The sequence below is a fragment of the Flavobacterium amniphilum genome, assembly GCF_023634845.1.
Classification (GTDB): Bacteria; Bacteroidota; Bacteroidia; order Flavobacteriales; family Flavobacteriaceae; genus Flavobacterium; species Flavobacterium amniphilum.
On the sequence record NZ_JAMLJL010000015.1, the window covers coordinates 64,780 to 89,524 of the forward strand.

The window sequence follows — 24,745 nt, forward strand, 5'->3', positions numbered from 1 at the left end:
TCTTATAAGTATTTTGGATAATTTGATTTCAATAATTTATAATCGCTGTCACTTAATTCCTCTTTAAGCCAAACCTTCAAAGGATGCTTCACAGGACTTTGCCATAAGGCGAAATAGGTGTTACCCGTTAGAGTGTTGTAATATCTACTCCCAAAGGCTTTAATCACCCATGAAAACTGTGCTTGACTCACTCCTGTGAGTGTTGTAAAAATGGTTTTTCGTTTATCGGTATTTGTAAAATTGGCTTCTTTCATAGCATCGTAAAGCACCGTGGCTATTTCTTTTGCATTGAAGCTATTTTCTACAGTTCCTTGATTCAAATAAGCATTTCCGTTTTTATCTTTATTTGCTTGAACTATGGCAAAAAGCAATATCCCCAATCCAGCTACACTAATCGAGATAGGCAGTAATTTTGAGCTGTCCATGATTAAAAAAAGTTGGGAATTAAAAAGCGTAATTCCATTAGTTCATTTTGGCTGAACTGATCACTAAACCATTCTATCAGGGTCATTTTCTTGGATAAAGGATTGATTCCTTTTCTAAGTCCGAAAGCATTATGGATTCTCACAAATCCGTTAGAATTAATACCCATAAGATTTTGCTTTACCGATTTAAAACCGTTTCCGACACCATACATCGCACTATAAATCGCTTCAGCTTTATTTTTTGCCATACCTGTTGAAATATTACTTGGTCTCTCTCTTTTGTTTTCTTTCAAAGGTGAAAAACCATTAAAAATCTTCTTGTAAGCAAAGTAACCCACACCTAAAAAAAGTCCCATTTTCATGACCCCTTTGACTATCGAGACCGTAGCATTAACGCCTGTACTTGTATTTTCAAGAGTTGTTGCAATTGCTTTTTGTCCCTGTGGAGAGGAAGCTACTGCGGGATTATGTAAGCCTTGTCTTTTCATATTCATTTCTTGGCTGTAGTATTGCTCCCAATTTCATTTTTACTCCGAGGATTTCATTTTTAGCATTCTAAAGAGTTGTCCCAGTAGTTGGTACGTCTTACTCTCCTTGTTTCATCTTTACTTTCTTAAATTGGAGCAATGTCTACACCTGTGTTTTATCATTGTTTCGCCCGTTCCATAAATGGAGCATACAAAACGAGCTACTCCAACTTTCTACATTATAAACTCTTTGATTGTTTGCCAGCTTTGAGCATCGGTAACCATTACAATGGCTTTTTTGGATTTCTTCAGCTCCACCAGTTTTTCTAAAACCTCATTATCCAAATCAGATAATTCCTGAACTAGCTTAGTTTTCTTTTGCAATTTGAAAGGATTGGTCTCCTTTGTTTTTATACTTATTGTGCTCATATTAACATTTGATGTTTTTGTAATAATCCGAACAGTTCTTGTGAAAAGAGATTGTTTTCGGACTTCTCGTTGATTTTCTGATAAATAACTGTTAACAATGTTATGGTGTCATCGTCAAGCGTTTTGGTAATATCCAAGAATGCCTTTTTAGCATCCGAATAATTTTCATCTTCCAAATCTTCTTGCGAAGCCATTGCCAAACCACCACTTTCAACCGGAACATTAAACCCTAATCCTTTTAAAATAATTGGGGCTTGTTTGACTACTCCTAAGAGCATGTTATTCAAACTATCGTTACTCTCTTTGGTATATTTCCTTTGCAATTTTTCCTCAGTGAGTTCCTCGTTTTTAGCTTTAAGTTCCCGATTGTATTTTTCAGATTCTTCTAATTTTTTAGCTAGTTCATCCCGATCGCGAGCTTGTAATTTCAAGTCGAAAATGTCCGCAATTCCTAAACCCAACAGACCAACACTTTTTTTCTTTTTCTTCTTCTTTTTTGAAGCTGTCATTAACTCTTCTTCTTTATCTCTGGATTTAGATTGAATCTCACCAAAAGTCACATCAAAAGGATCTCCTTCAATTTTGAAAGCATTTACTCCATTTTTACGTTTTTCCTGAATGGTGAGTTTAGTAAACCCATCACTATAGAGTTTCTCAAAGAATTCTTCACTTGTTCCATAATCATTTTTTATTTGCTCATGTGTAATATTGCGAAAAATTGGCTTTGAAGTAGTTCTGTCGTAAACTGTTACAGCGCAAAATTTATCGCTTGCCAGTTTATCCATCAAATCATCTAATTGCTCCATTTTAAATTAGTTTTTTGTAGATAAGTAAAATCCTGTTTCGTTCATTTTTCCTAATAATTCCCTTTACTAATTTTGGATCAAAAGTTGATTCACTTGTCACATAATTAACTTCTAACTTTACCTTTGAAAAAGTGCCATCTGGAGGAATTAATATTTGCTTCTGTGTTGGGTAAATTGTAACATCATTGATAATTGCAATTGTAGTTCCTGTGTTTACAACCGAAAGGCAGGTAACTCCCTCTAAAACGGGAATTTGTTCTTCCCTAAACTCTCTTGTTATAAAAGCAGATTCTACAAACATGCTATACTTTATTAATGTTATTGTTGTATAAAAACACTACATGAAATTTTAATGGAACATCACTTTTTAATGGTTCGTCCAAAGCGAAAATGAGTGAATAATCTTTGTTACCTGTATCGAAATTCAAGGGTTTAAAACTCTTTTCATATTCGCCACCGTTTGATTGTCTCCAATTATCAATATGAACCGAAGGAATGATAGCAATACTGTTATCGTCTTTCATTTCAATGGATGTCATTGCACTGATGTTTTTTTCAACTCCATTAGTGTACACTGCTACGCCAGTGGTAAAACCAATTGGAAGTTTAAAATTCTCAGATGTATTACTTTCTCCTGGCTTTATGATTGCCTTTACTACATGTTGAATTTGTCGCATACTTTTTAAGATTAAAAAGCCATAGCCATTATGACTTCGGCATTATTGGCTCTCTTACTTTTTAGCTTCCGTCACTCTAAACTCTAATCTAAGAAACATTCCGCAACCTTCTTTTGAAATCGGAACTGTAACACCTTTTGGAAATTCCAATTCTAATTTGAACTCTTCTTTTGCTCTTAAAAGAGGTGTGGTTGCAATTGGACGAAAATCTTCTGTTTTGAAGTTTTGTACATCTGTAAGTGGTAAATCAATAAGCATGTCATTGGTTTGAATCAGTCTTAAATCAGCATTTTGCAACTCTGCTGGAAGTGTGTCTCTACTTTGCCAGTCAGCACTCTCAATTTTTTGCCCTCTTGTAGTGAACTGCACTCGGATAGCATCAATTACAACATCTCTTCCCGAGTTAAGCAGGTTACCATCAAAATTGGTAATCCCAACAACTTTTTTAGTATTGGCATCAACAAGTTCATTAATACCACTCATACCATCGACCTTTACGTTCAGGTAATACGTTTTATCTACCAATTTTGTGGCTTGTGGTCTTGCGACTTGACTTGTTTGACGTTGTCTCGCTCCTAAAACTTTAATTGCTCTTTGCAATTGCGGATTTCTATTTTCCATTTTTCTTTATAGATTAAATTTTACTTCTAATTGTGGGTTACAGAATGTAATTCCCGTTTTCATCGATATAAGCTCCTAAACCTTCATCTTCACTACCTCCTAAACCATCTTCAACATAGTTACCATTGATGTCGATGTAACCGCCTAAACCATCTTCATGATAGTTACCTGCTTCGTCAAAATATCCGTTTAAACCTTCTTCTTCATAAGCACCCAAGCCATCGCCACCATCATAAGCATTTAATCCGTTTTCTACATAGTTACCGTTAATATCGATGTAACCTCCTAAACCATCTTCGTGATAATTACCGTAAGAATCGATATAGCCACTTAGACCATTAATTGCTCCTGAAAGGCCTGCTGTTTTTTGCATAAATCGTCCGATTGTTGTTTCAGGATTTAGCTTAGAAGCAATTTTTTCAGATGAAAAAATATTCTTTACTAATTCCAGACCGTGAGCAATAGAAATACCTATTGCTGAACCTCTTAATAGTGAACTTTTGGTATCACTTCCGTTTACTTTTACCGCTAAAAATCCAGCACCAATAGCAACCGCTCCATTAACAACACTTTTTACCGTGTTTGAGGATGTCTCGGTCATAGTGCCTGTAAGACCCCTTGAAAGAGCACCTACAACAACGGCAGAACTGATTGTTATTAATTCTTGTTTCATTTCTATGTTTATTAATTACTTTTTGAACTTGTTACTAAAAGAATGACTCCTACAGCTCCAACACCTATAACAATTGGAATTGTATAATTAGACTTATCTGATGTTGAAGCTCCACTTTCGAGTTGTGCTGTTTCTTTTTGAGCTTGGACTTCTTCTTTTAAATTTTGTACAGGAATATCCTTGACTTTGGAAATAGTTTCAAGCTGTGCATCATTTGGAACTGCCACACCAGTATCTGCTTTGCCAGTAGTTAAGGATTCCGCTGGAACTCCTTTCACTTCTGCAATAGTTTCCAATTGTGCAGGCGTAGGAGTCGCATTTGGCATGATTTCAACTGGCTCGGTAGTTTCAAATTGCTGTACATTACTAATAGACTGTGGTTGATTATTTATTTTTGAAATTGCATTATTAACCACAGGTTTTATAATTTTGTTAAGTGCAAGCTTTCCAACTTTTGTCCCTGCAATTTTTTTGACTTTCATTGCAATTTTTCCAATCTTACCTGCCTTGGTTGCAATTTTAGTTAGTTTACCTGCTTTGGCTATTTTTGAGGCTATCCCAATGGGTGCAGTAGCAGGGAAAAAACTCATAGCAGTTGTAGCAATAGGAACTACGGCTTTACCAACTTTCACAGCATTTTTGATGCTAACATTTTTTAGTCGGATATTTTTTTTCAGCATTTTACCGATTTTAAGTCCTCGGTTTAATCCTGCATTTAATCCTGTTTGTTCTTCTAATATTATCATAATCAAATTATTTAAAATGGAAATCTTCTACTGGATTGAGTTGTCTTTTTTATTACACCTTTAAGTCCTCTTTTACTGCCATAAACACTATTACTTTTAACATAGATATTATAAGCACCTCCTTCACTTGTTGACTTATGAGCAATTGCATCACTACCTAATGATTTTAGCATGTTCTTTGCTTGTACAGCACTTCTTGTAAAATCATACAATTCATAAGCCTTTTTGCAAGGTTTCCTAGTTACATACCAACCTCTCTTTTTAGGAGCTGGACAATTCAATCCTATGTGTGGTAATTTCTGATCCATAAAAACATCTTTTTTATCCGTATAATTTGGTTCTTTGTTGCTATGTATTGTGCCATCAATAATTGCATCACCTTTGTCTAACTTTCCGCTCACCTGATTAAAAGGTACAACCACATAAACATGGGTGTACTGTTTTGGATTGAACTTAGGTTGTTTGATTTGCCTGATGTAATGCTTGATTCCTAAATTCATTAAAACCGAACTGGCGAAAATCGAATAGCTTTTACAATCAATTCCATCTCTGCGGTTGAACCAACTATTGGCAGGACTTCTTAAATTCTGTGTTACTCCATCAGCTTGATACTGGATGTCGTAATAAAGGAAATAATGAATCTTATCACAGGTTTCTTGAATCGTTTTCCCTTTCAGAATTTGAGATAGTTTGGTAACCTGTCTGTAAAAAGTCTCCACCCAAACTTTCATCATGGAAACCGAATAAAACGTATCTCCCTTTTTAAGTTTTACCTTTTGTCCTTTTGGCTTTTCAATCAAGTGATTAAACTCATCACCATTTTTTATCCTTCGTTTTAGAATTAAGTTGATTTCATCTTTGGTCATCTTCATTTACTAACTTTCTGAGGCAAATGTTTGAAATAAAAAAACCTCGCCTTGAAGTATGGCGAGGTATGATAAAGTATTGTAAAGGTTTGTCAGGTATTGTAAAGTATTATCAGGTATCATTGCAATTTTATTGCAATCAATCATCATCAAAATAATACCCTTTGGGCAATCCATAAGTTTCCACAAACTCCATGAACTCCAAGTGGGGAATCATTTTAACATCCTTTGAGATTTTCTTTTCTTTAAGGATTTCATTGATTTGATTTCTGATTTTAGTTTCGCTAAACTGATTGCAATACATCTCTATTAGTTCTGATTTTGTAACAGAATGCGGAAGTGGTTTCTTATTTTTCTTACTCATTTTAGACTCTTTACAAGTTAAACTTCTTTTCTCAAATCATTGATTAAGAATAAGATTCTGAAAACTTTGTCTTCCAGACATTTCAAGATTCGGTTTTTACCCATAAAGATAAAATCTAAAAATTGCAATGGAGCACTAATAATAATTACAAAGCATATTAATATTGCTAATATATTCAGATAAACTATTTTAAAGCATTTTTTTACTTTCATAATTTTTGATTTTAAATATTGACAAGTCTTTCGTGAATTATATCAGAGATAGTTTGCATTACAATTCCCTGCTCTTGGGTTCTTTCTTTTCTTTCCCATTGGCAACAGTAGAGTAGTATAACCGATTGTGTTGGAGTTAAGCTAATATTTAAATCTACTTTTCGGGTTTCAATTTTTGTTCTAAAAATGTAGAACATACTTTGAAGTGTGTCAATAACAATTATATCATTGCAATACTTGTCATAATCCTTGCAATGATGAATATTATCAACCTTGTTTCGGATGAATTTTAGCAATTCAGATTGTATTATCTCAATGTCTATTTTCTTGATTTTTTTAAAGGTTATTTTCATATTGATATTTTAAGTTAGCGCTTGTCTATTGTGTTTTTATCGAATGCAATGAGGTTCAGCATTCCTCTTAATCTCGATCTGATTCTATTTCCATAGGCTGTTTCTATTTCTGAAGCGGAAAGATTGGTTGTTAGATGTGTAATTACTTTTCTTGCTATGAATAAATCATATCTGGAGAGAATAATTTCAGCCATTACATTACACTCATTTCCATAGTATTTTAAGTTTTGCTCAACTCCTAAATCATCGAAGCAATAATTCTTATACTCCGTTTGTGAATAACTGCCTCGACTGTAGCGGTGTATAATTTCATATCCTTCTTTGATAAATTCAAAACTTATATCTCTGCAAGTCTTCAGATAAAATCTATTGTTCTGTTTGGTAACATATTTCATCAAAATCATTAAAGTTGTCTTTCCACAGCCCACAGGTCCCGATAATAGAATCCCTTTAGTCAAATCAATGCCATACTCATTTGTTTTTGTTTCATCTTTCAAAAAATAGGCTACAAGCTTTGTGATATTAGGTGTATCCTGATGTTTAAAATGAAACTTATCTCCATAGTCTTGTTTCCCTTTTTGCTCCAACCAAGCTAGAATTTCCGGGTAGTTGTATTTTAAATTCATAGTTGATTTTCTTACAATGGTTCTGCATAGTCTTTATCTTCTTGTGTGTGTAAATTATTGGCTCGTGATTGTTCCTTACTTTTCGGTAGATTGATTGAGAATTTAGAAGTAGTAAGCATCCAATTTCTAGCTGCTGCATTCCAATCTTTCATTTGAGTTTTTCCACCAATTAACCAACCATTACTTGTGTAATAATTAAAAAACCTCTCGGCTTCAATTTCAGAATATTCCTGAAGTTTGAAATATTCTTTGACCAACTCTATACTTGGGCTTTCTTTTTTTTTTGCGGAACTTTTTTTTTCTTTCTTGTCAGCTTCTAAATAATCTTCTTCAATTGAAACTTCAAAATTCCCTTCAATAGATATGTTTTTATTGTTTTTAAATGTTTGTTTATTATTATATATATGAGGTTCAATAACATGTTCAGTAACCTGACCATTAACTTGTTCAATTATTGGTTTTGTATTGTCAATTATTGAACTACCTCTTCGCTTATTCCCATCAGAAAGATTATACATTATTACCTCTGTACCATGGTACGGATTATAAGAAGGTAAATATTCTATGAATCCGAGAAATTGCAATTCTTTAATACACTTATGATATGTTGCTTTTGAGGCAATTCTACTGGCTTTCATCATTTCTTCCCTAGAAATGGTAATTGGATTTTTAAACCTATTTACATTCCAGCTTTGAAACAATGCTAAATACAAACTGATGTGAGTAGGGTAAATGATTTTTTCATTGCCGATGCAATTAAAAAAACCTGTAAGATGCTTAATGTAATTCATTCAACAGGATTACATTATTTGAAAAAATATGAACTCTTTTTTTGAGTATTACCATTCAAGACTTTTTCAATATCTGAATAGTTATAATACATTATTCCGCCAATTTTGGTAAAAGTAAGTGTACCATTGATTCGGAGGTTCTGTAAAGTACCAGGAGAAATATTAAGCAATTTTCGGACTTCATTGGATTTGAGCCATTGCTTTACTTGTTGCGGTTTGGATTGAATGATTTCTTTTAAATCTTTCAAAAGAAGACTTCTGAATTCGTTTAAGTCTTCGCGAGTGATAACTTCGATAGCCATAACTGATGTTTTAGATTGTTATGGTACAAAATTGTGAGGTTTAATTTGTTTTATTTCAGAATTCGGTTCGTGTTCGGTGTCATTTCTTATTTAAATTAGCTCATCTGAGTCGTTCATTCGCTTTAACAAAGTTTCATTTAAAGAAATTATAAATTTTGTTTTATCTGTCTTTCTTGCTCTTATTTCGTGGAAAGTTCTGCGATATTGTCCCAAGTCAACCTCGAAAATATATTCAAAATATTCAGCAATATCTTTTAGATCTGCAGTACCATTATTGAATACTCCTTCTGAATTTAGAGCATATAATAATTCAATTAATGAAACTTTTGAACCTGTCCATGTCAATTTGATGTTCGGTTTACGTTGTGTTTTTTCTGACGTGTCTTTACTTTCAATCATAATTAATTGGTTTTCTAAATATAATTGGATTAAATCATTAGCTAAAATTTTAGCCACTTTGAAATCGTGAGAGGTTGAAAAAGTAGTATCTGTTTCAAAATAATAGTTATCAAGTGATAGTTTTATATCAAATTTACCCCGAAGAAAATATTTATAGTCTAAATAGCTATTACCTGATCGGTAATATTTATAGAATTCAAGTTCATTATCAAAAAAAGCTTTAAGTTTTATCAATTCATTATTATAATACTTCTTCAAAATACGATTGCCTCCATTAGGCTTTTTCATTTCAATTTTTAGAATAGTATTGTAGTAGATTATTTTTGAGGTGAATTGCGGTTTTATTTCTTTGAAGAATTGAATTTCATCATCTTGGCTTTTAAATTGGTTTTTTAAAACAATATTTCGCAAATTTTCTTTAGCATTAAGTATAATTTCAATTGCTTTCTCGCAACGTTTTATTTCATTATCAATTTCAAGATCAATAAAATTTAGTTGTTCGTTAAGATCAGTTAATAGTTTGGAGACTTTAGGGTTCAAAATTATTTATTTTCTACTTTTTACCATTTATTAAAATAAAAAACACAAACTTTATTTTAATCATACCAATTAATTTATTGTTTTTATTAATGCTAATCTTTAACTATTTTATAACTATAATATTGGTTATAACTATTTAATTTAAAATATACATTCCATTAGAAAATTCTAAACTATTAAATAACAATATCGATAATAGTAATTGACCTAATTCTTTTAGTTTTACTATATTTTTCATACTTTGTATTTTTATTATTTTACGGTTATAATAAATGTTCTTATTTATTTATGATTTCAAAACCGTCTTCTTCCAAAACAAAATGATCAGTATCATAAATATTATAGTCCACATTCTTAACATCGTTTTTAAAAGCTTCGGCTCCACTTTCAGGAAAATACTCTTCGTTTTTAACCCAAACAACTAACAGTCTTGGCTCATTTTCACGCAAATATTGTTGCCATTTTGGATATTGTTTTAAGTTGTTTTGATAATCGTGCCATAATTCTAAATTCACCTTATGTGCATGAGGTCGATTCATTCTAAGGAAATCTAAATGCCAAGTATCAGGATTTACCATTTCAGGATTTCGAGTTCCGTGTGTATATTGCCACTTCAATCCTTCTAATTTGAAAGCTGGTAGTAACTTTTTTTCAGTTTTCTCGTCGCGATTAGCCCAAAAATCTTTTATGTCAGCCTATGCTTCTCCAATACCTTCTTCATAGGCATTACCGTTTTGAGTAATTATCGCAGTTATTCTATTTGGATTTGCTTTTGCGATTCTAAATCCAATAGGCGCACCATAGTCTTGCATCATTATTACCTAATAATTAATATTCTTTAGTTATAAAAATGCGTTTATAGTTTTTTGTAATATTCTCGAAATAGATCAACGATTTAGATTATTACTTAATTGCTTGAATATCAATATAAAATTTGATTTCTTCTCTTACTAAAACACCACCTGTCTCTAATAAAGTATCCCAAGTTAAACCAAAATATTCTCTATTTATTTCTCCAAAATTATTTATAAACTGCCAAAGAATTTACTGGAGAAATTAAAAAGTGAGGAAACGCTGCAACCAACTGTGATTTGCGCTTCCTCATATAAGATCATTTTTTTTGTAGAATCTATATTTATTAATTTCTTCTTTTAATAAAACTTAGTAATTCATTATTAAATTTTTCTAGTTCTTCAATAAATAAACCATGACCACTTTTTTCAAATTTTACTATGTAAGAATTTTTTATTCCATTATGCATTTGCTCCGCTAGAGCAAATTCACAAATAACATCTTTAGTACCATGAAAAATAGCAGTTGGTATATTAATTTTTGAGAGTTCGCTTCTCAAATCTGTATCCCTCAATGCAATTAAACTTTGAGTAGTTGCATAAGGTGATGCTTCTAAATTTATGGTTCCTAACCAGTTACCAATACCTGTAGGTATAGCGGTTTCTGTTGCACCGAATATTTTTCCAAAATTCTCTAAAAGTTGCGGTCTGTTATTTTTGCTTAATTCTATAAGACTATTCACATCTTCTTTGGTAAAACCGTAATTGTAGTCATCACGTTTAGTCCATACAGGAGCTGCAGCACCAAACAAAGCAAGTTTACTAACTCTTGAAGCATTATATTTTGCCACATAATATATTGATATTGCGCCACCCATTGAAAAACCTCCTAATATTGCACCTTTTACATCTAACTTGTCTAAAACAACTTTAATATCTTTTGCATATACATCATAATTATAAGCCCCAAAAGGTTTATCAGATTTTCCAAAACCACGTAAAGTAATACCTATTACTCTGAAACCTTTATCAACTAAAAATTGATATTGATATTCGTACATAGCATCACTTAAAGGCCATCCGTGTATCAAAACAACCGGTATGCTTTGAGTTTGACCTAAATCTGTAACATGTAGTTTTACGTTTTTTTCTACTGTTATGTATTCTTCTCTTGCTAAAGGAGTTGCATTATTTTGTGCAGTCATCTTGGTTGTAGTTAATGATATTACTAAAACTACAATTAGTGTTTTTAAAGTTTTCATATTATTATGTATTAAATTAAAGTTGCATTTAAGGTGATTTCTAATTTGTAAGCGTTACTTACTGGACAAGTTTCTTCTGCCAATTTTGCAATTCTCTGAAATTCTTCTTCTGTGATTCCCTTTATTTTTGCAGTTAAAACTAAATCTGATTTAGTTATAACACCATTTTCTAATGTAATTGATGCTGTAGTCGTCAGCTCTTCTGGGTTATATCCAGCAGATGTAAGCTCGGCACTTAATTTCATGGTAAAACAACCTGCATGAGCTGCTGCCATCAGTTCTTCAGGATTAGTATCTGTACCGTTTTCAAAACGAGACACAAAAGTGTAAGGTGTTTTTGTTAACACACCACTTTGTGAGGTTAAATGACCTTTACCTTCTTTAATTGTGCCGTTCCATACAGCTGTTGCATTTCTTTTCATGTTTATTATCATTTAATTTATTATTTAGTTTTAAATCTATTTTATTAGTTTAAAACATATAATTTTATGAACGTAATCCCATTGCTTTTTTTAATATTTACATATTTGCCAATTTTTAACAATTATGCTCCTCCTCCTTATTTAAAAACCAATCCAAATTGTTAATCCATTATAAAAAGTGTTTTTAGAAGCACCACTTTGTTTTACAAAATCACCAGCAACAAATAGATATGTTTCACTTGATAATTGTAAATTTCTATTTATTTCATACTCTAATTTTAGTCCATTTTGAAAACCAATAAAACGACTATTACTATTGTTAGATGGAAGTATTAAACGTTTTCCACCGTTATATAATCCATCTTCTAATTTTGCTCTCCAGTAAAAATCAGCTTCAATAACTGCTTCAAACCTTTCAGTAAAATTTAATTTAATCGACGGGTGAATATCAAACATATTCATTGCTGCAACTTGGGTAATTAAACCAAAATATGCTGGATTATTAAAATAAGGGTTAAAAGTTCCGAGTTTGTTATCTCCTTTATTTTTATCTCCTGAAATATAATCTAATTTCAATCCAAAATCAGGCTTAAATTTAGTATTGATTAAGTTATAATGCCAGTCTCCAGCAATAGAAAAAGCGCTTATTGTTTTATCTCCAAAATCTCCAAATTGATAATTTAGTTCTGTATTAAACTTAAATCGTTTACCTATGCTTCCAAAGCGTCTTATTCCAATTGTATGACGAGTTTCTGGATTTATTCCAGCTTCATACATTACCATTTTTGAATCAAAACCAATATAATATAAAGACGTCTTACCATAAAAATTATTGTTATTTGTATTTACGCCTATACCCCATGTGTATGGTGCATCAGATGATCTATTGTCAAAAATGCCATTAGGTACTTTTACTTCTCTTCCATAAAATAGATTTCCATTAAAAAAATTGTTGTCAATAATTATTCTTAACATATCAAAACTTAAACGACTGTTAGGACCATTTCTGAATGAGATAAGGCGACCTGAGCCCAAAAATAATTCTTGTCTTCCTGCTCTTATTCTTAAGCTTGTAGATTTGATAGGAATTGTAAACTCTGCAAAGGATTGGTGTAAATCTAGCTTATCAGATTGTAGAATCAAGCTTTCCTTAAGTGAAACTAAACCATGAGTAAGCTGCCCGAAAACACGAACATATTTTCCTAGATGTAAATCAGTATGAAACATCATTCGTTGAGAATAAAACGATTCATCAGCATCTTCATTGCTACTCCAATTTTTGTTATCTGTATGCTCAAATCTAGGTCTAAATTCGCCTCCTAAACTCAAATAAATAGACTTATTTTTAGAAAGTGGAATCGCTTTAATTTGATTGAAAAAAGATGCATTTCTTAAACTATCATTTTGGAGTAAAAAGCTGTAGTTTTCATCCTCTCTCAATAATTTAATATTGGGTAATTCTTGTGAATATCCTGCTATAGAGCCGAAAAGTACAAATATAAATAAACTAATTTTTTTCATTTTATTGTAAATTTTAATATGTTTCTTAAATTATTGGTAATGTAATCTGTAGGTTTATAATCAAATAACTTATTGATTGTATTAGCTGAAATGTCTTCTAATTGTGGCTCTACAATTACTTGATAATCACCTTTTTTCCATTTTTCATTGGGTTTGAAAATCCATGTACTTTCATGGTTATCTAAAATAACGTTACCTTGAATTTTTTTTTTATCTCTAAAAACTTTAATCAAGGTGTAAGCAGATATATGGTTTATTTTATCATTAAAATTAATAACAATTGTTTCTTTGGAATTTAGTTTTGGCAATTCCAATTTCCACTTTTCAATATCTGGTGGGACTATATCGTCATTAACAGCAATGAAGGTTTTGGTATAATTATTTTCTAATTTTTGATCTTCAAAATCAAGTATCAGATTATCAATCTCTAGAGAATATTTTTTTCCTTCATCAAATGCACGCCCCATTTTATTATTGGCTAGTAAACCTAATTTTACTCTTCCAGGATCTACAAGTAAGGTTATGGTAGTGCGGTCTTCATTCCATAATTCATATTGATTTTCATAGAAAACACCAGTGATATTTTTTTTGCATTCATCCAATAGTTTAATGTGTTGAAGTATATTCATTTCCTGCATAGGTTTTGAAAACTTAATATAGAAGCGTAGAATATTAACTGGTATTGAATCCGAAGTAGGATATATAGCAATTATACGAGGTCTATTCTGTGCATTCAGCTTTGTAAAACTGAATACATAACAAAATAAAAGTATTTTAATAAAAGAAAGTAATCTATTCATTTTTGCATTTTTTTTCTATATTTCTGTCTGGTATTAACCAAACCAAGCCAACTCCTACAAAACAAATAATTGAAAAATATGTATTTACCAAGACCAGTGCCATTCCTATTACATATACAATAATTGAGGCGTATTCCTTTTTTTTCGAACCAATAACTTGATGGATGTCATCAGTAGCGCTATGATTTTTAAGAACCATAGTTTTTAAAATTAGGAAAGCTATAGCACTCATTAAAAAAACAAATCCATAAATCATAACAGGAATAGTTTCCATGTGATTTTCTCCTATCCAAGTTGTCGTAAAGGGTATTAGCGAAAGCCAAAATAGAAGATGTAAATTTGCCCAAAGTATTTTTCCGTTAATTGCTTTTGTAATTTGAAAAAGGTGATGGTGACTATTCCAATAAATACCAACATTTATAAAACTTACCAAATAACTTATTAATAATGGCATTAATGAAATTAAACCTTTAATGCTTAGAGTATTTGGCGGATTTAATATTAAAACCATAATTGTAATAATAATAGAAAAAACACCATCACTGAAAGCTTCTAGCCTTGATGATTTCATAAGTTTTCTTCTAGTCCATTAGCATGTAATGCAAATCTGCCTTTATTTCTTGGGTGAACTTGTTCCGCTTCTTTCCATGGCCAACCTCCAAATTGTGTTTTACCAAAATCTTTCATAGCTTCTCTAATTTCAAGTTCAGTATTCATTACAAATGGGCCATATTGTACGACTGGTTCGTTTATCGGTTTGCCCTCTAATATCAAAAAACAAGAAATTTCATTGTTATTTTCAATAATTAAATCTTCATCAGGTTTAAATTCAACTAGTTGGTTTACTTTTATTTGCTGTCCATCAATATTTATTGATTTACCTTTATAAAAAAACAAAGTTCTATTAGCTTCTGGTATAGTTTTAGAAAACGTAAATATGGCATTAGCTTCCATTTTAAAAGTGTAAATACCAACAGCATTATTATAATCTGCAGCCCAAGAATTTGGAGTAGGAGAATGAGCTGTTATTTCATCTATTTTACCAGCAATAATATCAATAATTGTTTTGTTACCATTAACATCTTTATGTTCAATAGTTGGTATGTTTTCTTTCCACAACATTTTAAAATGTGGTTCTACCATTTTAGACGCTTTAGGTAAATTAAGCCATATTTGAAACATTTCCATTGGATTAACTTTATCTTGATTAATTAAAGGAAACATTTCAGAATGTTGAATACCACTACCTGCAGTCATCCACTGCACATCACCAGCCATAAATCTGCCTGCTGCCCCTAAAGAATCAGAATGATCTATTACGCCTTCTTTATTTATTGATATAGTTTCAAAACCACGATGTGGATGATAAGGAAATCCTGGAATACTTGTACCATGATACATTCTGAAGCCATCTTTCATAACAAAATCATGTCCAATGTTTCTATCTTTAAATTGCTCAGAGTCCAAACCCATATTTGCATTCCCTTTTGGGTATACGTCACGATGATATGCACAAAAGATGAAAGGATCATTTGTTTTCCATGGAAAACTTAGTGGTTCGATATTTACTATTTTACTCATTTTCTTTTATTTTTAAAGTATCAGAAAGAATTAAAATAACCATTTTTTAAACAGTTTAGTGAGATTTGGCATCAAAACCCATGTTAACAAAGTAACCAATGTTATGGTGACAAAAAAAACTTTTAGGGCTAACGGAAATGATGGAAACAATTTGCTAAAAATTTCTAAAAGTATTATTACCATAGGAAATACGGCAATCCAAGTAAGTAAAGCCATTTTCCACTTTGGAGGTTTTTTATCTTCAACTTTAACACCAGTAAACCAAAAACCAATACTATTATGAAAATCCAATTGCATTTCTTTTTGTGAAATTTTATTTAATTTTTTTAGTTCTAATATTCGTTCCTCCGAATCTATCCATTCAATAAGATTTTCCATGTTTTCGAATTGAAATGCAATTATATATTCATTCGATAGATTATTTACTTTGGGAGGTATTATAAATACTCCTTTAAATCCTTTGAATAGGTTGATTTTTTTTTCAATTTTATCAAACCAATTTTCAAAATCTTTTTCAGCACCTAATTTTATACTGTGTCGAACAATAGTTGTAATAGGAGTAATAATTTCAGTGGATTTTTTATGCCTTTCTATCATGATTTTAATTTTTGTAATAAGACCCAAAGAGTTTTACAGGAGACCAATTAGGAAGAATTTCAGGAATTTTAGGCGCTAATGATTCAAAATTACCTGAAGCATATACTGGTTTTCCATTTACTATGGTTAAAACCGATTCTATAGTTTTTATTTCTTCATCAGAAACCTTCATGTAATCTTTTGATAAGAGAACAAAATCTGCAAATTGTCCAATTTTAATTCGCCCTTTAACATGTTCCTCATCTGAAAACCAAGCACTGCCATAAGTATGAACTCTTAACGCTTCCTCTCTAGATAATACATTGTCTTTATCATATATTATTCTCCCGCTAGCAGTTTTTCCTGTAACCATGTAATGTAATGAAACAAAGGGATTAAAACTGCCACCGCGTGTACCATCGGTTCCCATTCCCATAGGTATTTTTTTATCATATATATAACGCAAAGGAGGGCTATATTTACCAGCATTTACACCATAACGCTCTATGAAATCATCTCCCAAAAAAACCATTCTATCTTGTAAAGCAATGCCTCCACCTAAAGCAGCAATTCTATCTACAGTTTCTGGTTTTATGGTTTCTGCATGTTCAAAAGACCATCTTAATCCTTTTAGTGGAGTTTCTTTATTAACTTTTTCGATAACAGCAAGAATTTTTTGAATAGACTCATCATAGGTAGCATGAATTTTAAATGGCCACCTTTTCTTTATTAATAGTGTGATAATTGGCTCAATGTTTTCACCCATAGTATCAGGTAATTCGGGGCGTTCCCATCTGAAATTTTCATAATCAGCAGCTTCCCATAGAAGATATTCACCAGCACCCTCTAATTCAAAACCATGTTCTTTGTTGGGGTCTTTGTTAGAACCTGCGGCATTCATATCGCTCCATGTCATAAAATCCTGAAGCTCTTTTTTGGGCTTTTGAGCGAATAGGTAAAACGAAGCACGTATAGGTAATTTTCCTTCAATTGCTAATTGTTCTGCTGTATTGTATTGTTGTGGGTAGTTAAATCCACCTCCACCTGCATCAATAACACTAGTTAATCCATAACGTGCTAATTCTCGAAACATATAAATTGTAGAATTAGCTTCAACTTCTTTTGTTGTTTCTGGCAAAGCTGCTATTTTTCCATAGAAAATACCAGGATGAGGCTCCGCAAGCATAAGACCTGTTGGGTTACCTTCATTATCTTTTTCAAAACGACCTTCATATGGATTTGGTGTGTTTTTTGAAATTCCTAATACTTCCAAACCTTTTAAATTCACAATAGCTGCACTGTAAAAGTACTGGACGTAAACGGGTCGATTAGGAGAAGCTTCGGATAATTCAGCAGGAGTTGGCAATCGCTTTTCAATAAATTGCCAAGGTGTCCACCCGCCAATAACACGAACCCATTCTCCTTGTGGAGTAATCTCGGCAGCTTTCTTAATCATATTTAAACCTTCTTTTAAAGATGGCACACCGTCCCAGCGTAGTTCTCGTGAGTAACTAAGACCTCCTCGTAAAAAATGAGAATGAGAATCATTTAAACCGGGAATAATTCGCCTACCATTTGCATCAACTATAAGTGAATTGCTGGATTTTAATTTTAGTATTTCCTTGGAATTACCTACTGCAATAATTTTCCCTTGTTTGATTGCAACTGCCTCGGCTGTGGGTTGATTTTCATTAAGTGTAGTGATATTAGCATTGTGCACAATCATATCTGCAGTTTCTTTTTGTATTTTACCGCTAGAACAACTTATTAGTATTACGAAAATAAAAAATGTAAATAGTAATTTCAAGCCGAGAATATTGACTTTTTCATTAAATAACATAATATTATTGTTTTTTAAATTTATCTTGACCTAGGTCTTGTATCATCATGTTTTGATAACCTTTCATTTGGATTTGATTAGGATCATTGTATTTATAAGTTGGTTGGTCATATTCTGTAACAAACTCATCTAATCTTAAATACAAATTTTTCAAAAAGGAAATCAATTCTAAACTCCCTGTTTCATCATTTCTTCGCATCGTTAGTATATGATAATCATCTTGATCTTCCATCTGCATTAATCCAGTCATTGGTAAATTAGTGATTGGTATACCTGCATGTTCAGCCATTCCTGCATAACCAATACCGTCTGTTTTTGAGCCTATTGATAAATCATCTAAGTTTACAAATTGGGCTGTTCTGTTTCTATTAGCTAGAATAATTCCTTCATACTTTTTTTTATCAAAGTCCTCTGATTGAAATTTAATTATATCTACAGGCGTATTACCATAACCCATTTCAGCAATGGTTTTACCAACAATATGAGCGCCGTTTTTTAAATCTTTTACAGGTATTAAAACTAAAGGTGTACATGTATATGCAGCTAAAACATAATCTACATTATTCAAATTAACAAATTGTAAAGTTTGAATTGGAGCTCTGGTTTCATTTTGACCGTGTACAGCGTGATATATTTCTAGAGAAGTTGTGCTAATTTTTGAATTAAAAGGATAGTCAATAACTCTTAATGCAGACGAAAATTCTGCATTAGACATTCCACTTACATACAATTTTCCTTTGTAGAAATCTATATCTGTAAAAGTTAATGAACGCATTGGGGTTTTGTCCCAAAAAATAATATCTTTTGTTGGAGCGTCATTAATCTTTATTTCAGTATGTTTAGTAGAAACTAAATCAAATTTACGAATTTTACCATCTTGATTTACTACTACAATTTGAGAAGTGTACCCATTTTTTGATTTTGTATCAATAGCAATGTATGCCTCCTTTGATTTTGGATTTACGGACATATCTCTAACGATTAAATCCAATGGATTTACTTTCAAAAAAGTTGAAATTTTATTGCTTAAATCATGTATATTGTAAGCCTTTTGTGCTGATGAATTATCTACATTAGGTACTGTATAAGCGTACAATGTAGCCGATTTACTATCGCCTATAAATAAGGTATTGTCGTCGCCAAATTTGATGACTGTGACTGATTGCGGATTTGTGGCAAATGCCAAAACAGATGTAATAGTTATTACAAATGTTAAAAATGTTTTTTTCATGTTAAAAAATTTAATGTGTTAATATTTAATAAATTGAATTTTGAAATAAATTATATTTCTTAACCAACTGGTAATCTTTTTATCTTAATGAATAGAAAGTTAATTAGTTAGAAAATAATGCTTGAATAGTTTTTAAGAACGTTTAAAACGGGAATCTAATGCGTATTTACCTGGACCAGTTAAAAAGATTAATAGAAAACAAATTGAATACATAAAAGGAACGTCTCTCTCCAACAATGTGTCATTCCAATGAACAATAAAGTAACCCGATAGAGTAACAATTAGAATAGGAATTGTTGCAAGTCTCGTATAAAGACCTATAATTACCAATAGAGGGAAAAGTATACTAGAACAAATTGCAAATGATTGATTTATCAATTCTGGAAAATGAAACGGATTAGGCACTTTCTCAGCTATCTCCGTTCCAATACCAATCTTTTTTAAACCATGAACAACAATTAATTGCAATGAAATTACAACTCTAAAAAAAAGAATTGATAAATCGAAGGAAACACTACTTTCTTTAAATTTGGTTAAAAAATTTGTTATGTTCATTTGATTATAAAAAATTAAGTTTTATTGTTTAATAAATTGAATTTCAGATATTAATTTTATTTCTTCACCAACCAGTAATCCACCAGTTTCAAGTGCTGCATTCCAAGTTAAACCAAAATCTTTTCTGTTAATTTCTCCTGAAACCGAAATTCCTAACTTGGTGTTATTCCAAGGGTCGGTCATTAAACCACTATATTCTGTATGTAATTGAATATTTTTTGTGACTCCTTTAATTGTTAAATCACCCTTAATAATAAACTTGCTATCATTAATTCTTGTTATTTCAGTTGATATAAATGAAATTTTTGGGAAATTATCAACATCAAAAAAATCTACACTTTTTAAATGATTATCTCTGTCAGTACTATTTGTATCAATAGAACTTACTTGAGTATTAAAAACAATTTTTGACGAAGTAAAATCGTTATTCTCGTTTTCAATTCTAGCATCGAAAGCATTAAATTTTCCCGATACATTTGTAAACATCATGTGCTTTACTTTAAATCCAATTTCTGAATGTGTAGGGTCTATCACCCAATTTGATTTTTCCATTTTTTCTTTTTATTTAATTAATTAACATTGATACTTCCATTATTAAGATTTCGGTTTTTTCTTCATCTATAGTTATATTGAGCTGATTAGTATTCCAAATACCCAAACCATCTCTTGTGTCTAGCTTATTGCCATCAATGGTTGCTTTACCTTCAATTATAAAAAAATACACCCCATTTTGATGATTTTTTAATTCGTATTTAGCGGTTATGTTTTTATCAAAACTTCCTAAATGGAGCCAAGCATCTTGATAGATCCAAACTCCTTCGTCGTTCGGATTTGGCGATAAAACTTGTTGAAATTTGTTTATTCTTTCTTTTTTGTCTAAAGTGATTTGCTGATATCTTGGTTCTACATCAATTTTATTTGGAGTTATCCATATTTGAAGGAATTTTACCAACTTATCTTGATTTTTGTTATATTCACTATGAGAAATTCCACTACCTGCACTCATTACTTGAATGTCGCCCTCTTTAATTACTTTAGAATTTCCCATATTGTCTTTATGTTCCAAATCACCTTCAAGTGGAATACTTATAATTTCCATATTTTTGTGTGAGTGAGTTCCAAAACCCATACCAGCACTTACTCTGTCATCATTTAAAACCCTTAAAACACCAAAGTTCATTCTTTCAGGATTATAATAATTTGCAAAACTAAAAGTATGGTAACTCTCTAACCAACCATGATTTGCTTGTCCTCTCGATGCTGCTTTATGTAATACAAAATTTTCCATAATTATTAATTTATTTATGATTTATTGTTTGTGTTTTATAGTTAGCGCACCAGAAGGGCATTTGGCAACAGTATTTTTTATTTCTTCATCTAAGGCATTTTCAATTTTTATCCAAGGTTGTTCTTTTGGTTGAAAAACGGAAGGTAAGTTCTGAACACATTTTGCGGAATGCATGCATTTATTTGATTGCCATACAATGGTTGTTTCTCCATTTGTATATTCTTTGGTTACATTTATTTTATCCATAATATTTGATTTTACAATACATCTTTAAAATCCTCAACTTTATCAAAAACAGATTTAGCAAATGGACATAGTGGAATTATTTTTATTTTTGTTTCTCTAGCAAATTCAACAGCTTTAGCTACCATTTGTTTGCCAGCACCTTTTCCCGCCAATGTTTCACTTACTTCTGTGTGGTCTATAATTATTCTATCTGCACCTGCCCACACATAGGTCATTTCGGCTAAAGTTTTATCGTTTATTTCTACATAAAAAACACCTTTTTTGGTATCGTCTTTTTGTTTAATTTCCATACTTAAATAGTTGTATTAATAGTTATGTGATTTTCTAATAATTTAGATATTGGACATTTTTTAGCAATTACAAATAATCTTTCTTTTTTTTCTTGTGAAACGAAATCTTTGAAACGAATATCTCTTTTAATTTCAGTGATTAAAGAATTTGAAATGGATTGACTTACGTTTATTTCTACCGATAACTCTGGAATTTGCCATTTTTTCCTATCTATATACATTCGCAAAGTTGATAAGGTACAAGATGCTAAAGATGCTAAAAGTAGAGTGTAAGGATCTGGTCCAGTATCTTTACCTCCTAAATTAAATGGTTCGTCAGCAATAAATACGCCATTGCGCCATTGAATAGTAACCTTGTATAATTCTTGACCAATTGATGCTATTATTGGTTTTTCAAAAACATTTTGCATAGTATTTTAATTTCAAATTTTTTATTTATTGATTATAATAAATCAAATAATTAATTACTCTTAACAAATAAGTAGTATTATTATAAAAAACATATCTTTTATATGAAGATCTTATAATAATGTAAAATTAATTGTAATGAAAATAAGAATTATAAATAAAAGTCAAAAAAAAAAGTAGACAAAAGTCTACTTTTTATATCTGTTGTTGTTAATAATGTCTAATTTATCAATGGTTTAGTTTTCTTATTCTACTCAAAGTTTCTTTAGTAATGCCAAGATAAGATGCAATTAGGTTTTGAGGGAAACGCTGTAAAAATTCTGGATAATTTGAAATAAGATCATTATATCTTGTTTCAGCACAGCAATTAGTTAAAGAGGTTATTCTTTTTAGGTTGCATAAATCGTTATTCTCTCTCATTTTATAAATTAACTCTTTAAAAGATGGAGAATCATTTTCAAGTTTTTGTTTATTTTCTATGGTTATCATTAAAAGTTCACAATCTTCCCACGCATCTATAAAGTATGAACTTGGTGTTTTTGTGCTATAACTTTGTCTATCAACAACCCACCAATTTTCTAAATACAAATTTACAATATTTTCTTTTCCATTTTCATCTATATAATATTTTCGCATAGCACCTTTTTTTATAAATGCAAAATATTTACAAACTGTTCCTTCAACTAAAAGGTATTGCTTTTTTCTAATTTTTTTATAAATGAAATAGCTACTTATTAGCTTAAATTCGTTTTCAGATACGGGAGTAGTAATGTATTTATTAATATGATTTAAAAGGACTTGCATAAATAAATAAATAAATAAATACAAAATTATTGATTTTATTTGATAAATTATGTACTTAATTAACATAATTTGATTGGATTTGTTTAATATGACTTATTAAATAAACATTCTTATTGAAAATCAATTAAATGAATTTTTAAAATCAAAGCGAGATAAATTAGTTTTAAACAGTTTAAAAAAACTTTGACTATATTCAAAACCAAGTGTGTAAGCAATTTCAGAATTGTTAAATTTATTGTGTAAACTTTTAATTTAGCTTTCTCGATAAATTTTTCGTGAATGTGTTTGTGTTTGTGTTGTTGTTGTAAGCTCCACCAAAATCAATTGCAATTGCTTCATCTACTACATTATTAGTAGTGATTTGTCTATTTCCTAATTTTCTTGCTAAACATTTTGTATAGGTTTCTATAGTTCTTTTCATACTTGCATATTTAGAAACATTCGGAAAAGAAATTATTATTAATTTTGATGAAATATTTGCAAGTCTTCCACCATCATTTAACAGTAGTAAAAACTTTTGCGTTAAGGAAAAAAACTCCTTTAAAATTAATATTTATGATACTATCCAAAAATTGATTTTGGTATCAAGAATAAATAGAAAATTTAATATTATCTAATTTAAAATGGAAAAACATTAATTTTTATTTTTCATTCTTCTTCTTAATCTACTCAACGTGTCTTTTGATATACCCAAATAGGAAGCAATAACATGTTGAGGGAAACGTTTAAAAAAATATTCATGTTTATCAATAAAATTTTGGTATTGATCTTCAGCATTTAAACTTATTGATAAAGTCACCCTATTTTGAGTTGCAATTATATTTCTTTCGTCCATTGTTGTAACCATTTCATTAAAACTTGGAAATTTTTCTTTTAATTTTATAAAATTCTCTTTTGTAATTAGGATTAATTCTGAATCTTCCCAAGTATCAATATTATATTTAGATGGGGTAGACATTACCCAGCTTTCTCGATTACGAACCCACCAATTTTCTACATATAAATTTACGATATACTCTCTGTTTTTATTATCTACATAATATTCTCGCATTGCTCCTTTTATTATAAATCCTACATATTCGCAAACTTCGCCTTCTTGAAGAAAATAACTTCTCTTTTTTAATTTTTTTGGTATAAAATAAGTTAATATTTCGTCAAAATCTTCTTGATAAAGAGGAGTGGATGAATATTCTTTAATGTATTTGTATAGTGGAGAATCCATAGATAATTTTATATTTTGTGTAAAATTATTAATTTAATTTGGTATATTTTGAATATTAATGTTGTTATTTGACCATTAAATAAATAATTTTTAATATGGTTTATTAGTTATTAGTACAAAACCTTATTTCTGAATTAATCATCACTCACATTTTTAATTAAATTTTTTTTATATAATTTTTCTTATTAACGTTATAAAATCTTTTAAATTTGCTTGTTTTTTAAATTCAAACTATTTTTTGAAGATATATAGTTGTTGTAATTACTAATTATGGATAAATTTGACTTTTTAAATCAAAAAGTTCTAAAATTAAAAATTTATAATGACCAATTCAAATTTCTTTAAAAAACTAAATCTTATAACTATTTTACTTTGCTTTTCTTTGGTAAAAGCTAATACAATTCAAAAATGTGATGCATTAATAAAAGTCGGTGTTGAAGCAATGCAAAAAAATAAGCACAAGAAATCATTAGAAATTCTTACCAAATGTAAAATCATAGCTGATAGTAACCTTTGGTACAAACAACAATTTCTTGCTATTAACAATATTGGAGCAAATTATTATATGCTTTTGGACTAAGGAGAAGCACTCAATTATTACTTACAATCCT

36 protein-coding genes are annotated in these 24,745 nt (G+C 30.5%); 1 reads left to right on the plus strand and 35 read right to left on the minus strand.

The window, feature by feature from the left end; all coding sequences use genetic code 11:
• Positions 1-2: 2 nt before the first annotated feature.
• From NAT51_RS15565 to NAT51_RS15740, 35 genes are all read right to left on the minus strand, one after another.
• On the minus strand, positions 3-425 hold the full coding sequence (locus NAT51_RS15565; RefSeq protein ID WP_250600282.1) for a hypothetical protein: 423 nt from the start codon (positions 423-425) through the stop codon (positions 3-5).
• Positions 426-427: 2 nt separating this feature from the next.
• Positions 428-913, minus strand: coding sequence for a hypothetical protein (locus NAT51_RS15570; RefSeq protein ID WP_250600284.1), 486 nt, complete (start codon positions 911-913; stop codon positions 428-430).
• A gap of 213 nt (positions 914-1,126) precedes the next feature.
• Positions 1,127-1,321 (minus strand): hypothetical protein, encoded by a 195-nt coding sequence (locus tag NAT51_RS15575; protein ID WP_250600286.1) that lies wholly within the window; start codon positions 1,319-1,321, stop codon positions 1,127-1,129.
• Entirely contained in the window at positions 1,318-2,127 is an 810-nt protein-coding gene (locus NAT51_RS15580; protein WP_250600288.1) for a hypothetical protein, read from the minus strand. Before NAT51_RS15580 ends, NAT51_RS15575 begins: the two co-directional genes overlap by 4 nt.
• Position 2,128: 1 nt before the next feature.
• Entirely contained in the window at positions 2,129-2,428 is a 300-nt protein-coding gene (locus NAT51_RS15585) for a hypothetical protein (protein ID WP_250600290.1), read from the minus strand.
• Between the two features lies 1 nt (position 2,429).
• Positions 2,430-2,804, minus strand: coding sequence for a hypothetical protein (locus tag NAT51_RS15590; RefSeq protein ID WP_250600292.1), 375 nt, complete (start codon positions 2,802-2,804; stop codon positions 2,430-2,432).
• A gap of 54 nt (positions 2,805-2,858) precedes the next feature.
• Positions 2,859-3,425 (minus strand): hypothetical protein, encoded by a 567-nt coding sequence (locus NAT51_RS15595; RefSeq protein WP_250600294.1) that lies wholly within the window; start codon positions 3,423-3,425, stop codon positions 2,859-2,861.
• A 37-nt stretch (positions 3,426-3,462) separates the two neighbouring features.
• Positions 3,463-4,098, minus strand: coding sequence for a hypothetical protein (locus tag NAT51_RS15600; RefSeq protein WP_250600296.1), 636 nt, complete (start codon positions 4,096-4,098; stop codon positions 3,463-3,465).
• Positions 4,099-4,109: 11 nt separating this feature from the next.
• Entirely contained in the window at positions 4,110-4,844 is a 735-nt protein-coding gene (locus NAT51_RS15605) for a hypothetical protein (RefSeq protein ID WP_250600298.1), read from the minus strand.
• A gap of 11 nt (positions 4,845-4,855) precedes the next feature.
• A complete protein-coding gene (locus tag NAT51_RS15610; protein ID WP_250600300.1) occupies positions 4,856-5,716 on the minus strand; it encodes a transglutaminase-like domain-containing protein in 861 nt (286 codons plus the stop codon).
• 133 nt (positions 5,717-5,849) lie between these two features.
• Entirely contained in the window at positions 5,850-6,074 is a 225-nt protein-coding gene (locus tag NAT51_RS15615) for a hypothetical protein (RefSeq protein WP_250600302.1), read from the minus strand.
• Between the two features lie 223 nt (positions 6,075-6,297).
• The gene (locus tag NAT51_RS15620; protein ID WP_250600304.1) at positions 6,298-6,639 is read right to left on the minus strand and encodes a hypothetical protein; all 342 of its coding nucleotides are present in this window, start codon (positions 6,637-6,639) and stop codon (positions 6,298-6,300) included.
• A gap of 14 nt (positions 6,640-6,653) precedes the next feature.
• The gene (locus tag NAT51_RS15625) at positions 6,654-7,265 is read right to left on the minus strand and encodes an ATP-binding protein (RefSeq protein ID WP_250600306.1); all 612 of its coding nucleotides are present in this window, start codon (positions 7,263-7,265) and stop codon (positions 6,654-6,656) included.
• An 11-nt stretch (positions 7,266-7,276) separates the two neighbouring features.
• Positions 7,277-8,056: a transcriptional regulator gene (locus NAT51_RS15630; RefSeq protein ID WP_250600308.1), complete on the minus strand. Its 780-nt coding sequence runs from the start codon at positions 8,054-8,056 to the stop codon at positions 7,277-7,279.
• Positions 8,057-8,070: 14 nt separating this feature from the next.
• Positions 8,071-8,358, minus strand: coding sequence for a helix-turn-helix domain-containing protein (locus NAT51_RS15635; protein WP_250600310.1), 288 nt, complete (start codon positions 8,356-8,358; stop codon positions 8,071-8,073).
• A gap of 90 nt (positions 8,359-8,448) precedes the next feature.
• Positions 8,449-9,297, minus strand: a complete 849-nt coding sequence (locus tag NAT51_RS15640) for an RteC domain-containing protein (protein WP_250600312.1) — start codon at positions 9,295-9,297, stop codon at positions 8,449-8,451.
• A 278-nt stretch (positions 9,298-9,575) separates the two neighbouring features.
• Complete coding sequence (locus NAT51_RS15645; RefSeq protein WP_250600314.1) at positions 9,576-9,914, minus strand: hypothetical protein; 339 nt, start codon at positions 9,912-9,914, stop codon at positions 9,576-9,578.
• A gap of 521 nt (positions 9,915-10,435) precedes the next feature.
• Entirely contained in the window at positions 10,436-11,350 is a 915-nt protein-coding gene (locus NAT51_RS15650; protein ID WP_250600316.1) for an alpha/beta fold hydrolase, read from the minus strand.
• 11 nt (positions 11,351-11,361) lie between these two features.
• Positions 11,362-11,772 (minus strand): OsmC family peroxiredoxin, encoded by a 411-nt coding sequence (locus NAT51_RS15655; RefSeq protein ID WP_250600318.1) that lies wholly within the window; start codon positions 11,770-11,772, stop codon positions 11,362-11,364.
• 141 nt (positions 11,773-11,913) lie between these two features.
• Entirely contained in the window at positions 11,914-13,293 is a 1,380-nt protein-coding gene (locus tag NAT51_RS15660; protein WP_250600320.1) for an alginate export family protein, read from the minus strand.
• On the minus strand, positions 13,290-14,093 hold the full coding sequence (locus tag NAT51_RS15665) for a hypothetical protein (RefSeq protein WP_250600322.1): 804 nt from the start codon (positions 14,091-14,093) through the stop codon (positions 13,290-13,292). Before NAT51_RS15665 ends, NAT51_RS15660 begins: the two co-directional genes overlap by 4 nt.
• Entirely contained in the window at positions 14,086-14,664 is a 579-nt protein-coding gene (locus NAT51_RS15670) for a TMEM175 family protein (RefSeq protein ID WP_250600324.1), read from the minus strand. The genes NAT51_RS15665 and NAT51_RS15670 overlap by 8 nt, the downstream gene beginning before the upstream one ends.
• A complete protein-coding gene (locus NAT51_RS15675; RefSeq protein WP_250600326.1) occupies positions 14,661-15,674 on the minus strand; it encodes a pirin family protein in 1,014 nt (337 codons plus the stop codon). Before NAT51_RS15675 ends, NAT51_RS15670 begins: the two co-directional genes overlap by 4 nt.
• A 30-nt stretch (positions 15,675-15,704) precedes the next feature.
• Entirely contained in the window at positions 15,705-16,271 is a 567-nt protein-coding gene (locus NAT51_RS15680; protein WP_250600328.1) for a hypothetical protein, read from the minus strand.
• Positions 16,272-16,275: 4 nt separating this feature from the next.
• Positions 16,276-18,090: an amidohydrolase gene (locus tag NAT51_RS15685; protein ID WP_250600330.1), complete on the minus strand. Its 1,815-nt coding sequence runs from the start codon at positions 18,088-18,090 to the stop codon at positions 16,276-16,278.
• 4 nt (positions 18,091-18,094) lie between these two features.
• The gene (locus NAT51_RS15690) at positions 18,095-19,321 is read right to left on the minus strand and encodes a hypothetical protein (RefSeq protein ID WP_250600332.1); all 1,227 of its coding nucleotides are present in this window, start codon (positions 19,319-19,321) and stop codon (positions 18,095-18,097) included.
• A gap of 132 nt (positions 19,322-19,453) precedes the next feature.
• The gene (locus NAT51_RS15695; RefSeq protein ID WP_250600334.1) at positions 19,454-19,876 is read right to left on the minus strand and encodes a DoxX family protein; all 423 of its coding nucleotides are present in this window, start codon (positions 19,874-19,876) and stop codon (positions 19,454-19,456) included.
• 21 nt (positions 19,877-19,897) lie between these two features.
• On the minus strand, positions 19,898-20,428 hold the full coding sequence (locus NAT51_RS15700) for a YceI family protein (protein WP_250600336.1): 531 nt from the start codon (positions 20,426-20,428) through the stop codon (positions 19,898-19,900).
• A 13-nt stretch (positions 20,429-20,441) separates the two neighbouring features.
• The gene (locus NAT51_RS15705; protein ID WP_250600338.1) at positions 20,442-21,164 is read right to left on the minus strand and encodes a pirin family protein; all 723 of its coding nucleotides are present in this window, start codon (positions 21,162-21,164) and stop codon (positions 20,442-20,444) included.
• A 21-nt stretch (positions 21,165-21,185) separates the two neighbouring features.
• Positions 21,186-21,410 carry a (4Fe-4S)-binding protein gene (locus NAT51_RS15710; RefSeq protein ID WP_250600340.1) on the minus strand — a complete coding sequence of 75 codons (225 nt, stop codon included), beginning with the start codon at positions 21,408-21,410 and terminating at the stop codon, positions 21,186-21,188.
• Positions 21,411-21,421: 11 nt separating this feature from the next.
• A complete protein-coding gene (locus NAT51_RS15715; protein ID WP_250600342.1) occupies positions 21,422-21,700 on the minus strand; it encodes a GNAT family N-acetyltransferase in 279 nt (92 codons plus the stop codon).
• Positions 21,701-21,702: 2 nt separating this feature from the next.
• Positions 21,703-22,110, minus strand: a complete 408-nt coding sequence (locus NAT51_RS15720; RefSeq protein ID WP_250600344.1) for an OsmC family protein — start codon at positions 22,108-22,110, stop codon at positions 21,703-21,705.
• A 226-nt stretch (positions 22,111-22,336) separates the two neighbouring features.
• Positions 22,337-22,912 (minus strand): Crp/Fnr family transcriptional regulator, encoded by a 576-nt coding sequence (locus NAT51_RS15725; RefSeq protein WP_250600346.1) that lies wholly within the window; start codon positions 22,910-22,912, stop codon positions 22,337-22,339.
• Between the two features lie 247 nt (positions 22,913-23,159).
• Positions 23,160-23,465 carry an SDR family oxidoreductase gene (locus NAT51_RS15735; RefSeq protein WP_317245601.1) on the minus strand — a complete coding sequence of 102 codons (306 nt, stop codon included), beginning with the start codon at positions 23,463-23,465 and terminating at the stop codon, positions 23,160-23,162.
• A gap of 81 nt (positions 23,466-23,546) precedes the next feature.
• Positions 23,547-24,134: a Crp/Fnr family transcriptional regulator gene (locus NAT51_RS15740; RefSeq protein ID WP_250600348.1), complete on the minus strand. Its 588-nt coding sequence runs from the start codon at positions 24,132-24,134 to the stop codon at positions 23,547-23,549.
• A gap of 322 nt (positions 24,135-24,456) precedes the next feature.
• Between NAT51_RS15740 and NAT51_RS15745 the strand changes: the two genes are divergently transcribed.
• On the plus strand, positions 24,457-24,714 hold the full coding sequence (locus NAT51_RS15745) for a hypothetical protein (protein WP_250600350.1): 258 nt from the start codon (positions 24,457-24,459) through the stop codon (positions 24,712-24,714).
• Positions 24,715-24,745 lie beyond the last annotated feature (31 nt).